Source organism: Fluviicola sp. (genome assembly GCF_029266855.1).
GTDB lineage: Bacteria > Bacteroidota > Bacteroidia > Flavobacteriales_D > Crocinitomicaceae > Fluviicola.
Window position 1 is genome coordinate 457,046 of sequence record NZ_JAQSWB010000002.1, and the last position, 12,620, is coordinate 469,665.

At 38.7% G+C, this 12,620-nt stretch carries 11 protein-coding genes and 5 tRNA genes; 8 read left to right on the plus strand and 8 right to left on the minus strand.

The features are described 5' to 3' along the window. The first annotated feature begins 566 nt into the window (after positions 1–566). From K0S23_RS07355 to K0S23_RS07385, 7 genes are all read left to right on the plus strand, one after another. Positions 567–1,901: a lysophospholipid acyltransferase family protein gene (locus tag K0S23_RS07355; protein WP_300355787.1), complete on the plus strand. Its 1,335-nt coding sequence runs from the start codon at positions 567–569 to the stop codon at positions 1,899–1,901. Between the two features lie 140 nt (positions 1,902–2,041). Continuing rightward, positions 2,042–2,128 (plus strand) — tRNA-Ser (locus tag K0S23_RS07360). 136 nt (positions 2,129–2,264) lie between these two features. Next, positions 2,265–2,339, plus strand: a tRNA-Pro gene (locus K0S23_RS07365). A 154-nt stretch (positions 2,340–2,493) separates the two neighbouring features. Continuing rightward, a tRNA-Arg gene (locus K0S23_RS07370) sits at positions 2,494–2,567 on the plus strand. Between the two features lie 54 nt (positions 2,568–2,621). Continuing rightward, on the plus strand, positions 2,622–2,867 hold the full coding sequence (locus tag K0S23_RS07375) for a GIY-YIG nuclease family protein (protein ID WP_300355788.1): 246 nt from the start codon (positions 2,622–2,624) through the stop codon (positions 2,865–2,867). Beyond that, positions 2,858–2,940, plus strand: a tRNA-Arg gene (locus K0S23_RS07380). The genes K0S23_RS07375 and K0S23_RS07380 overlap by 10 nt, the downstream gene beginning before the upstream one ends. Before the next feature lie 258 nt (positions 2,941–3,198). Next, positions 3,199–4,158, plus strand: a complete 960-nt coding sequence (locus K0S23_RS07385; protein ID WP_300355789.1) for a hypothetical protein — start codon at positions 3,199–3,201, stop codon at positions 4,156–4,158. A 1-nt stretch (position 4,159) separates the two neighbouring features. Here K0S23_RS07385 and K0S23_RS07390 read toward each other — a convergent pair whose 3' ends face one another. From K0S23_RS07390 to K0S23_RS07425, 8 genes are all read right to left on the minus strand, one after another. Next, entirely contained in the window at positions 4,160–4,693 is a 534-nt protein-coding gene (locus tag K0S23_RS07390; protein WP_300355790.1) for a toll/interleukin-1 receptor domain-containing protein, read from the minus strand. A gap of 2 nt (positions 4,694–4,695) precedes the next feature. Next, a complete protein-coding gene (locus tag K0S23_RS07395; RefSeq protein ID WP_300355791.1) occupies positions 4,696–5,118 on the minus strand; it encodes a TIR domain-containing protein in 423 nt (140 codons plus the stop codon). 1 nt (position 5,119) lies between these two features. Continuing rightward, entirely contained in the window at positions 5,120–6,349 is a 1,230-nt protein-coding gene (locus K0S23_RS07400) for a TRAFs-binding domain-containing protein (protein WP_300355792.1), read from the minus strand. An 18-nt stretch (positions 6,350–6,367) separates the two neighbouring features. Further along, complete coding sequence (locus tag K0S23_RS07405) at positions 6,368–6,952, minus strand: TIR domain-containing protein (RefSeq protein ID WP_300355793.1); 585 nt, start codon at positions 6,950–6,952, stop codon at positions 6,368–6,370. 3 nt (positions 6,953–6,955) lie between these two features. Continuing rightward, on the minus strand, positions 6,956–7,183 hold the full coding sequence (locus tag K0S23_RS07410; protein WP_300355794.1) for a DUF2188 domain-containing protein: 228 nt from the start codon (positions 7,181–7,183) through the stop codon (positions 6,956–6,958). 930 nt (positions 7,184–8,113) lie between these two features. Then, positions 8,114–8,284, minus strand: a complete 171-nt coding sequence (locus tag K0S23_RS07415; RefSeq protein WP_300355795.1) for a DUF1328 domain-containing protein — start codon at positions 8,282–8,284, stop codon at positions 8,114–8,116. A gap of 384 nt (positions 8,285–8,668) precedes the next feature. Continuing rightward, entirely contained in the window at positions 8,669–9,346 is a 678-nt protein-coding gene (locus tag K0S23_RS07420; protein ID WP_300355796.1) for a DUF2461 domain-containing protein, read from the minus strand. Between the two features lie 332 nt (positions 9,347–9,678). Then, on the minus strand, positions 9,679–11,880 hold the full coding sequence (locus tag K0S23_RS07425) for a hypothetical protein (protein WP_300355797.1): 2,202 nt from the start codon (positions 11,878–11,880) through the stop codon (positions 9,679–9,681). A gap of 388 nt (positions 11,881–12,268) precedes the next feature. On the opposite strand from K0S23_RS07425, the gene K0S23_RS07430 reads away from it, so the two are divergent. Beyond that, a tRNA-Ala gene (locus tag K0S23_RS07430) sits at positions 12,269–12,342 on the plus strand. The last annotated feature ends 278 nt before the right edge of the window (positions 12,343–12,620 follow it).

Genomic DNA, 12,620 nt, shown 5'->3' on the forward strand with positions numbered 1-12,620 from the left:
AATTTTTTGGGACATCAGGGTGGGAGGATTTAGACAAAAGGCTGTAAACGAAAAACCATAAGACAATAGCTGACACGAGCCGGAGCCTTGCGCCAACAGAGAGGAATACCGAATACCGAATTACGAATTTGAATAGTTAAATATATCTATTAGGTGTTAAAAAGATATACAAACGTAACTATATCTATGCTTTATCTATGCTTTATCTATGCTATATCCATACTGTAAATATGCTTTAACTACACTTCATTTATGGATTTTCCTGATCCTAAAATGACTGTACGGTTTTAGTTTGGACTTTGAATCAAAGGAGGATTTATAAGTGAATGAGGGAATGGGTGAAATTCAGAAAAATGTTTAAAAATTGATGACTGACTGATTTTGGGATTTTGCAAAAACCCAATGTCCCAATATTGGGACCGATTTGATATTCAGATGATTAAATTGAGTCTCACTATTGAATTGAGTCGATTTTTCAATTCTAAAAGTTATCCGTTAAACTATTTGATTTATGTCCAAATCGCTTCATTTTATTGGAAACGATTAAATTCGTTCAAAACCCAAGCATGTTATACCGACTCTTAAAAGCGATTATTTCATTTGGAATCCGGCATTATTACCGTGAGATCAAAGTAGTGAATGAGCATATACTGGATAGGGAAACCGGCCCATTGATCATCATAGCGAATCATCCGAATACTTTGATGGATGCCTGGATGGTTGGGTTCGTGAACAGAAGGCGGGTACATTTTATGGCCAAGGCCACTTTTTTCAATTCACCGTTTAAGCGCAGATTACTCGGAGCCCTGGGAATGATCCCGATCAACCGGAAGTCGGATGGTGCAGTTTCTGGGGTAAACAATAAGGATTCCTTTGAGGCATGTTACCAGTTATTGGAAAGAGGGGATATCCTTGTGATTTTCCCGGAAGGGACCAGTTTTTTGGAGCGGAAACTCCGGGAAATCAAGACCGGAACAGCCAGGGTAGCACTGGAAGTTGAACGAAGAAACCAAGGGAAACTGGGATTGAAAGTGATTCCGATCGGGTTGAATTATATCTCTGCGGATTCTTATCGTGGGAAAGTACTGGTTCACGTGGGAAAACCCATTGAACTCGATGATTTGTGGAAGGAATACGAGGTGAACCAGGCTAATGCTGCGAAATTGCTTACGGAAAGATTCCGTGTTGAGTTATCACGTGTATTTGTGAACATGGACGATTCTGCCCGTGAGGACTTGGTGGAGCAATTACGAAGTTTGTTTGTAACAAAGTATACGAGCCGCACACGTTTAGGCGGACAAGCAGATGTAGCCAATGAAATGAACTTTATGAAATCGGTACAGGCCCGGCTGGAGGAATACAGTTTGACATCGCCGTGGAAGCTGGATGAAATTCAAACGGAAACCAGCAATGTATTTGCCTCACTCCAGTTTTTAGGGATAAAGCCCGATTTCCTGGACCGACCTTACAGACCCGTATTGTTTTTAAGGCAATTTATCCAGAGCTGGTTATTTGTGATTGTTACCGTTCCGGTATTCCTGGTTGGTTTCGTTCATCATGTTGTTCCCTATTGGCTGATCGGTTGGATCGTTCCGAAGATGAGCAAAGAAGTGGAATACCACGCACCCTTATCCATTTTACTGGGATTGCTTTTATATCCATTGAATTACCTCGGGTTTGGTTTGACCGTACACTTTTGCCTGGATCTGAGCTGGCTGGAAACCTTGGTCTACTTAGCTTTACTTCCCTTATTCGGAACCTTTGCACATTTTTATATGCGTTACATGCATCATTTGAATTCAAAACAGCGATTCGGGCGATTTGCACGAAGACGCAGTGCGATTCTACAGAATTTGAGAGAACAGCGCGAGCAGTTGAAAGACTTGATTTTTAGAGATTAAGCAAGTGTTAAGGTCTTGTGAACCGGGGTGAAATTATTTTTTTTACTTTTTTTTAAGTAAAATCCTTTGATAGAACGATGCATTTATTAATTTTGCGCCTGTCTTAGCTAGTCCTAAGACACGTTCTTTGTAAGAATTTTGGAGGGATGGGTGAGTGGCTGAAACCACCAGTTTGCTAAACTGACGTACTGGTAACGGTACCGCGAGTTCGAATCTCGCTCTCTCCGCATAAAAAGTCAGGTGAAAGCCTGAATTTTTCTCTGAGGGCTTGCAAAAGTGAAATAAGTGAGTATCTTTGCACCCTCAAAACAGAGAAAAACTACTTCAAAAACGATTGGAGTAAATTGAAATAAAAGCCTAGTTCGGGGCGTAGCGTAGTCCGGTCATCGCGCCTGGTTTGGGACCAGGAGGTCGCAGGTTCGAATCCTGCCGCCCCGACACAAGAAAAGGGGATGAGCAATCATCCCCTTTTTTAGTTTAATGTAGTGAGTCACTTTCCCGATACGCCGCATTTTCCAAATGAATTAGGCCCCGTAGCTCAGTCCGCCGCGGCGGAAGCAACTGCCTAGGTTGTGAGTTAAAAAAGAAATTAGGCCCAATAGCTCAGCTGGATAGAGCAACTGCCTTCTAAGCAGTAGGTCTCAGGTTCGAATCCTGATTGGGTCACGAAAAAGCCGTACCGGATTTCCGGCACGGTTTTTTTTTGTTTATATTAGTTACATGCCATACTATTCATACGTACTTCGTTCATTAAAGAATGGGATCCTTTATAAAGGCTCAACTGAAAATCTTGAACAGCGCTTACAGTCGCATAATTCAGGGTTGGTGAATTTCACCTCAAAGCATGTGCCTTGGGAAATGGTGTTATTTGAAGAGTTTGAAACACGGTCAGAGGCAATGAAACGAGAGAAATGGTATAAGACTGGAGTCGGGCGAGATTGGATTAAGGAGCAATTGGGCCCGTAGCTCAGTCCGCCGCGGCGGAAGCAACTGCCTTCTAAGCAGTAGGTCTTTGGTTCGAATCCAAACGGGGTCACCAAGCGAGACATGCAATTTACATGTCTCGTTTTTCTTTTATTCTGTACCAATTGATTTTATTAGTTTTTTGAATTAATTTTTGAACTAAACCTTTGTCATTACTACAAGTAATTATTCTTTTTTGGTTCGAATCTAGTTGACTGTTGGATTTTAATCTAAGAAAGACGAAAAGAAATGCCTATTTTGCATTATGTAATTCTAGTTCTTAAATAGAACCATATTATTCGCTTTTATCGCAAAATAAATTTACTTCATACCAATGTCTGACTATTATACTCCCGACCCAATTTGGTTGGATTTCAAAATAGAGAACCGGGAAGATTATGTAGATAAATATGTAATCAAAGGAAACTTCCATTCAAGTGTTCACGAAGACATAATCAAGAGTTTCAAAACCGTTGAATACTTAATGGCTCACGCATATTACCATTGGGAACTTTACGATCAGGTTTTAGTAAAGCTGCTTTCCATCTTTGAAATGTCCGTCAAGTTGAGATCCAAAGAACTCAATAATCCATTGCAATTTCAGACTAGAAATGGAAGAACACGGGACAAAAAGCTTGTCCAATTGATTGATGAATTAAAAAACTTCGGATATCCGGCCAATTTGATCCGAGATTTACAGTGGTTAAGAAAACTAAGAAATATAGAATCACATCCTGATGGTCATCATTTCGCTGGAGCAATGAAAAAGAGAGCTGTGATTCCAGGACTGAATATGATTAACCGGCTTTTTATTGATCCCATTGTATTGACTTATCAAAACGAAAGCAACGAACAGTTATTGAAGAGTAAAAACACATTTACCGATGATGTGTTTATTCACTCGTTCAAAGGAAAAAATGTGTTGGTTCATGATCTCGAATTCTTGGCAAATATTGAACTGAAAGGTAATACATGTGAATATTGGAAAGCAAACCCAATATTGACCGATACATATGCTTCATTCAGCGAAATGAAATTCTCAAGTCCATTCATATTCTTCCTAACTGATGTCCAAATTGAAAACGGAAACTTAATAGCAACAGATTTCCAAACTAAAAAGCCTGTAATACTTCAAAGAACAAAAGTCGATGTAAACCTCCAGGCTTACCAGTTACACATAGACGCAATTGAAAAATTGGAACATACCCCAAAATTTGGCTTGGAATCTTCACATCGAAACTACCTGAACACTCATTTAGAAGAATTCACTTATATAAATTGTTGGACTAATTGATTTATGTGTTTCTTAACCAATTTTTTAGCCATATTACTGTCCCATCAGGATAAAATATAGCCCAATCGGTAACAGAATTGTCTTTACTATTAGCCTCCTTCACATAACCGTATATTCCAAAATATTCTTGCTCATTCCATGTCAGTGATGAATCTGTTAGGGGCAAAATAACTGTATTTTCATACCCATCAAATCCATCTCCAAGCCCAAGTTCCCATGGAATCCATTTTGAATCCTTACTGTTTGGTGTAGCAAGAAGGATAAATTTGTCTGAAGACTTTATTTTTCTTCGAAGAATACCTGCAGTTGAAGTACTTGGAGTATCTGGTAACTGATCGTCTAGATAATCAATATAAACTCTAACCCCTAAGGATTGGATAAGGTCAACAATTGGTTTTACCCACAATTTATCTTTTCTACGATATGAAAGAAATACTACTTTATCACTCGAAATGGAAAAACGCTTTGATTCATTAAGTACTTCAGATTTTTGAAAAGTTTGGCTACTTAATCTATTAAAAGTTAGATAACTCATATCTATATTGAATATTTTCTTATTGCTTTAACTATTGAATTTGTATTCCAATTTACCATTTCAATTGCATTTTCCCTGACAATAGAAGAAACACGCTGCTGCCCCCAAGGAATTATTCCAATTATTGGTTTGTTATATTTAAGAGCTAGCTTAAGTTCTCGCTTAATCCATTCACTATGAGTTGCATAAATTCCAGACATTATTAGGATACAATTCACTGGACGAATTTGTTTTTCTAATTCATTTGTTAAATGTCCAATACTTACTTCACTGTTTGGATCTACTTTAGGTCTATGTATTGGAACACTGTAATCCCTAAAGTAGAAATATGGAGCCTCTCTAAGTAAATTTTCCAATCGGTAGTAATGATCATTATACCTCCATGCGTGGCTTAAAAAAAGATCATATGTTTTTAACTTAGGCATATTAGCTAGTTTTTGTTTTTATGATTAGGTCCTTTGTTTTATTGAATGTTTCTAATTCCCATTCTACTGAAGTTAATTCCGTAAATAACTTTTCATATTGTGAAGCAGTTTCTTCCTGATCCAACAGTAGACTACAATTGGAGTAACTTGCATAAATCCATTTCAAATCGTTTCGCCATTCATAATCACCCTCGTTAAATACATCATTCAAATGGTCAATAATTTCTGAGCATGTCCTTTTGGCTTCTACCTTATAATAAATTTTATCTTCAAGATTTTCATCTATACCAGATAACAATAACAGGCATAAAGCATAGTTCTCACCAGTATAGTAATCTGTATTTACTGTGAATCCTTTTTTATAATACTTGAGTGCGCTTAAAAGAGATTCTTTATCCTGGGTGCTTTCCCATAATCTTTTATAAATTGCGCCAGTAATTCCCAATGTTTCAGGATCGTTAGTTTCATCTGGATTATTGCTTTGAATGATTGTTAAAGCTTCAGTCAAAGCAGAAATTTTTGACGGGGATTCGCTTTTGTAAACTGACAAAGCAAACTGTTGAGTGAAGTATGTTTCGTTAGGAACCATTTTTTGAGCTCGTTCCCATAATTTTCGTGCTTCAATAAAATTACTTTTGTTCATTTCCGCACGTGCATGTTCAACAAGAGTATAGATACTATCTCCTTTTTCTGTAAGTTCTTTAATAATTTCAATGTATTCCTCCTCATTTAAATTGTGAGGAGATAGAGTTTGAATGAATTCAAATAAAGGACTGTCTGTTTCTTTTGCTTTGGAAACTGTTTCAATTAATTGTTTTAAATCTCTAACACAACGATCAGCTTCACTTTTTCCAATATCATCTCCTAAATGTTTATAATGGAAAATTTTGCTATGACTTAAATCAAATGGTAACTTGCCCTCATCTTCTTTAATAATTATAGTTGAATAAGGTTTTGCAGCATGTCTGATTCCTAATTCATAGATCGCATTTGGATTATATGTTGATATATCTGCAATGACTAGATCGGCATAAACAAGCATAGTGTACATACTTTTATCAATCAATCCACTTTCAATAATTTCATCACCTCTTACACATTGATAACCTGCTGCCGAGGCAGCAGGTTTAATGACATTTAAATAAGTCTTATCAAGATCAAATGTCTTTCCTGTTTCCAGATCGGATTTCTTTCCGTATCCCATTATAACAAAACAAATTGGTTTTTTCATCGTCGAATATTTTTAGAGTTATTTTGGATACACGGTTACTTTTTGTCTAACGTCCGCAAATCGTTTTTCAAAAGCTAAGTCAATATATTTGTTTGGGTCTTCAATAAAATCTTCCCATTTTACTAAAACGCAATATCTTTCATCTTCCGACCAATGACATTTCCCAATTTCTGGAATATAATAGTTACGACTAAACTCTTTAACAACTGTTTGATCATTAATAAATACAGAACCACAAGTAATTCCACAAGAGCAAGTGTAGGTTCCTTTATATATTGCATTATAGGATTCCGGCAAAACGACTCCAAGAATACCATTTCTGGTATTATCTGCCCCATGATATAATGATGCTTGCAATTCACGTTTGATATATCTTTGTTCATATCCCACGTTTTCTGAACTACGACTACCAATTAGGTGAATAGTAACGGTGGAATCTGAAAGGTGGTTTTTGCGAATTTTTCGCATTATATAATCCTCATCTTCTGAATCAATTGCATCATTCAGTGATTTGTCAATTATATCAATTTCAGGATGATTCTGAATAGATTCTTTGTACTTATAATCTTCAGTTTTGAATGAAATAAAACACTTATGCCCCATGATCTATCCTTTAATATTTTTAGGGTCATTTCCATACGAATTTTTCTCGCGAATTTTTCCATCTTTCCCGTGGATTAAAACTTCAGATTTTTGATTTGTTGCTATCTTTTTAGCAATAGTATCCGCTTCTTTTTGTGTTTTAGTTATCACAGTAGCTTTGCTGTTTCCAGCACCTTTCACCTGCCATCCGTCCGGATGAGGTGTTACATGTTGATTTTTCCCTTTCGACATTTGTTCGAATTTTGAGATTTGTAATACATGCCAACTCTCGTAATGACACACGAACCTGAAGGGAGAAATTGATTAATTACATTTTGATAGTAGTAGTAGTTCTAAAAAACTATGTACTTTCGTACCTGTCAAAACTGATTGTTAGTGAATCTTTGGTCGGTGACACTTCCAGTCAGGCAAAAAATCAACAGCTCTCTTCAGGGCTGTTTTTTTGTGTTTTGAATTTAGTCAACTTGTATGCCAAGGCACCCAAACTGCCAAAAAGACATAAATTTTAACATAATAGATTGCTTCTATGACAGTATTATGACATTTTTGTCACTTTTTATGATAATAAATGTCATAACGGGACGCTAAATAAATTGATTTTTTCCTTAGTGATTATTACAGCTTCAACACAAAAGAATAAAATCTAATAGCTCTTTTCGACATTACATTTTATTCTTTTGTGTTCGACTCTAGTTGCGGTAGGGTCACAAAAAGAAAAAAGCATCGCGAGAGTGATGCTTTTTTCTTTTTGTCCCTCTTTGCTCACACTCCACACTCACACTGATTAGATGCTTTTTTCTTTTCAGTATTGAGTGTGAGGACTGAGTGTGGGATTCGTGTTCGAAGCTTGAATTCTATTTCCCCCTTCGGAGGGGGACCGAGGGGGAGGACAGGCCTAATCTCCCGCAAACCATTGATTTTATTGTGCTTCCTTATCGGATCAAAGTCGTTCGAATCTAATTGGGTTTTCAGGTGAAATTTCTATTCGATGAAAAGTTTTAAATCTTGTATCAAATGGGTCGAAATATATCTATACGGGATCACTAAAAAAAAGGGAAGCGTCAATTAACCGCTTCCCTTTTTTATTTCCTTTTCTTCCCTCTTAAATACGAGGATTTTTTTAACCATAAAATTGAATCTGAAAGTTATATCCGGTTCTTCTTATTTCTTGTTGATCGCGGTAAACCCGATGATTCCAGTGATTACTACGAGAGCAATAAAAATAAAGAATATAACTTTTGCTATGGAAGCCGCTGCTTCTGCGACCCCTCCAAATCCGAATATCGCAGCTACAAGTGCGATAACAAGAAATACTGCTGTCCATTTTAACATGACTATCTGATTTTAGTGAATAATTTTTATCTATATCTTCTAAACAAGAAACAACATTCATAATCATTAACCTAATATTTTAGTGTTGTTTAACAGACTTGAAATCCTGACAATTTAATAAAGCTCTGGCGCGGGTAATTGTTAAACATCCCCTATTATTACAGAGAAGTATAACTAAATAGATTAAAAAGTCTTCAACAGAATTTATTTGATGCTACTATTTATGTCGTAATACAAAATGAAACAATTACGCCTGCGTTAGGTAAACGCATTTACTGCAAAGCGTGTTTCCAACACCTGTCTTTCGATGTGTTATTCACGTTTTTCCACGTTAAGAACCAGTAAACCATCGATTTTATCCACGGTCGAAATCTATTAACTTTCTTACAAGATCAATTCCCCATTCGAATCCGTAGTTAACACTTCACTCATGTAATCGAAAAATGGGCGAAGTTCCCGGAATGTTCGATCTAGTCTTTCAGCGAAGTCTGACTGCAGTACTTCTTTGTCCGTAAAATCATGTCTCAAAATAAATTGCTTTTTCCGCAATAGCTCAATAGCAGGATGATCCTTATCAAAACCTTTTGGGGCTGTTTTTACCCCATCACCCTTTAATTCCCCGAATACCTCTATAAATTTAGGTTGACTTACCAGCTCCTTCCATTCTTCGTAATTGAAACTGATATCCTCCCGAATACGTTTTAAATCATCCTGATTCGGAGAAAAGAATCCGCCGGCCATAAAACTGTTTCCAGGTTCCATGTGAAAATAATATCCGCCTCGCAAATATGCTGTTGCTCTGCTTAATCGGATTCCGAAATGTGTTTTGTAGGGAGTTTTATCTTTTGAAAAACGCGTATCGGCATAAATACGAAACAAACTTGCTTTCCCTGATGGTGTTTCAATGGAGTCATGAATCTTCATTTTTTCGAGCAGAGAATCCGCAAAAGCAATGGCGTTTTGATGTGCCTTCTCATAAACCGATTTGTTTGTTTGGAACCAATCACGGTTATTATTTGCTTTTAGATCGGACAGGAAATCCAGCGTATATTGTTGTATCATAGTATAAAGGTATGAAGAAGTAAGTCCTATGCTGATACTTAATTTAGACTTTTTCTTTTTTCAGCATTGAGTGTGAGGAATGAGAGCGGGATCGGTGTTCGAAGATTCAATTCGGTTTCCCTGACGTCCCGATAGTTATTGGGACTGACGCTTATCAGACTCTGTCAGAGGGAGGATAAGCCAAATCTTCCGCAAGCCTTTGATTTTAGTGTGTTTTTCTGTCAAATCAAAGCGGTTCGAACCCTATTGGCTTTTGGGTAAAATTTTCTTCTAAAAAAAAGCCGTTTCCCTATCCGAAGATAAAGAAACGGCTTGTATTACTTAGTATTTGCTTAGCGTTTTGAAATAGTCACTTTGCGAACAGTATGTTCCGTACCATTATCTATTTCCACCAGAATTACTTCCGCTGCAACAGAAGAAGGGATTGCTAGTTGGAAATGCTGAGCACCAGCTTCGGTAATCCGCGTTTCGCGAGTGATTTCCTTGCCGTCTATCGTTCTCAGTGTCACTGTAGCTTCACCAGATACCGAGGTCGTGAAATCAACATTCAGTTCGTCGGTTGCAGGATTCGGATAGAGGTTCACCGAACTATTCTCTCGTGACGACTGCACTCCTTTTCCGGATGATGATTTCGGGCAGTTAGCCATTATATCCTTGCAGATCTGCTTCTCACATTTTTGTCCGTTCGGTTTAACTGTCGAAATTGTCAGACAAACCACATACGCACCGCTTCCTGGAAGTGGAACGCTGAGATTAGGACCTGTTCCTGCGTAAGATCCGTTGATCGTCCAGGTATAGGTTGTCTTGATCATACATGCCGGGATGAGCCCCTGAGCGGTAAGGTTCAGGTTACAATTTACGACGTTATAGAGGAAGTTTCCGTTCACCTGTGCACAATTACAACCCGTGCAGTTCTCCACTCTTACATCTTTGCAAACCTCCTTCTCACAGATCGTTCCATCAGGAAGAATACTCGAAACTTTTACACACACCACGTACACTCCGTTACCAGGGAATACGAATGGCATTGTCGGACCATTACCTACAACCACTCCGTTCACAGACCATTCGTAGTGGAAGTTTTGCATGCAGGAATTGCCCTGTGCAACAGCGTTGAAATTACCCTGGCACAGATCTACGATAACGTTCATATCGGCTGTTAAACCTTCGCAGTTACAAGGATTGCATTGTACTTCGACATCTTTGCAGATTTCCTTTTCACATACCTGTCCGTCGGCTGTAACAGTAGTTACTTTGAGACAAACGGTGTGCATACCATTCGTGGTGAACGGATAGTCGAATGTTTGACCTGTTCCTGCCGGAGATCCGTTTACTGACCATTCGTAATTGGTATTACCATAACAACTGGAATTTGTATTGCCTGTGAAATGACCGTTGCAATCAGCATCCAATGTGTAATTGAAGTCTGCAAGCAGGGATTGACAGTTGCATGGCGGTGGCGGATTATTACCGCATAGCGTAGAAATGTAACCGGAAAGAAGGAATCCTCCAATCTGATCAATGAACTGCACTTTTGCACGCACTTTCCAGGTTCCCGGTACAGGGCTCACAACTGTATAGTTTACAGATGGTCCTATCCAGTACTGGTTTGGAGAGCCCATTGTAAACGTCAGTGGAATACTCGGACCGGATGGAGGAACAAGTTCCAGGGAAGTTAGCACATCATCCCAGGCAACTCCGAAATTAGTTGTGAATGAAGCAATTCCTGCCGGAACATTGAAATCGCGGTCGAATGTTTGTATACCACTCGGATCATTGTAAGTACCTGTCGAATTTATCCAGCAGGCATTTGTCAATGCAACCGGAGTTGGCTGCCAATAACCCGGAAAGCTGGCAACACGACGCGTAACCGGTCCGCCGGTACCTGCAGAAATGATCCAGTTCGGATCTGTAGCACCCAAGGCAATTGCAGCTCCTGAGTTATCGATTCCCGTGCTGATGTTATATTTCGGACAATGCTTTACTTCTCCTGAAAGAAGGAATCCACCGACGCTATCAATGAAACGGATAACTACACGGATTTTCCACGTTCCCGGTACGGGGTTCGCAACGGTATAGTTTACTGATGGTCCTACCCAGTATTGGTTTGGAGATCCAACCGGTACAGTCAGCGGAATACTAGGACCGCTTGGAGGAACCAGTTCGGCAGACAGGAGTACATCATCCCAGGCCATTCCGAAATCAGCAAGAATGCTGCCGTCTAACGGGCTGACTGTGAATGAACGTTCGAAAGTGTAATCTCCGGGCGTACTTCCGAAAATAGAGCCTGTTTCATCAATCCAGCAGGCATTGGTGGTAGGCATCGGAGTAGTTTGCCAGTACGGGGAATAGGTTGCTTCACGGCGAGCAAGCGTGGCACCGTTAGGGCCGGCAGTAATCTGCCACCAGGAATCAGGACTACCTACAGATACAGGTGCAAAAAAAGCATCCAGTCCTGTGCTGACATTTTGAGCGAATATGTTGTTTACAAATAACAGCAACAACAAAAGTGAATAGTGAATTTTTGTTTTCATGTTATGAAAAATGAATAGGGTTAATAACTTGGTGGTTTTCAGGGAGGAAGACGGCGGATGCGTTCGGGTTACGAACTATTGAATAGTGTTTCCATAATAAGATGTGAAAGTGTTCCAGCCAAATTATTGCAATTTGAGATTGAAATAAATAGGCATATCAATAATTGTTGAAAAAAAATAAAGAGAATGTCCCTATTCATTGAGAAATCAGAAATGAATTTGTTTTGATTTAAACATAAAAGCTTGTTAATGTGTTTTTTAACAGTATTATTTTCATTCAATATTCAGCGATTTATCGTTTTTGTTCTCTTCGAAATAGCTAAGATTAGTATATAAGTGAAATGTTTTTTACTTTTGGGTACTTTATCCTGAATCAGGATCAAGCAATGGGAAATTAGCTCATCTGGCTAGAGCGCAACGCTGGCAGTGTTGAGGTGATCGGTTCGAGTCCGATATTTTCCACCTTCGCCCTACGTAGCTCTGCAAGAGCGAAGTAGGGCTTTTTTTATCTAAACTCGTCTCGAAACGATTCCACAATGGGCTTCGGTGGACTCGGTCCACCATTCTTCTACAGAAGTGTAGCTCTGCAAGAGTGAAGTAGGGCTTTTTTTATCTAAACTCGTCTCGAAACGATTCCACAATGGGCTTCCGTGCTTACGCTGAAGCTTCAGCACAAGCGTAGTGGACTCGGTCCACAAAACCTTTCCTTCAACCGTTTTTTGACCCCATATTTTTCACTA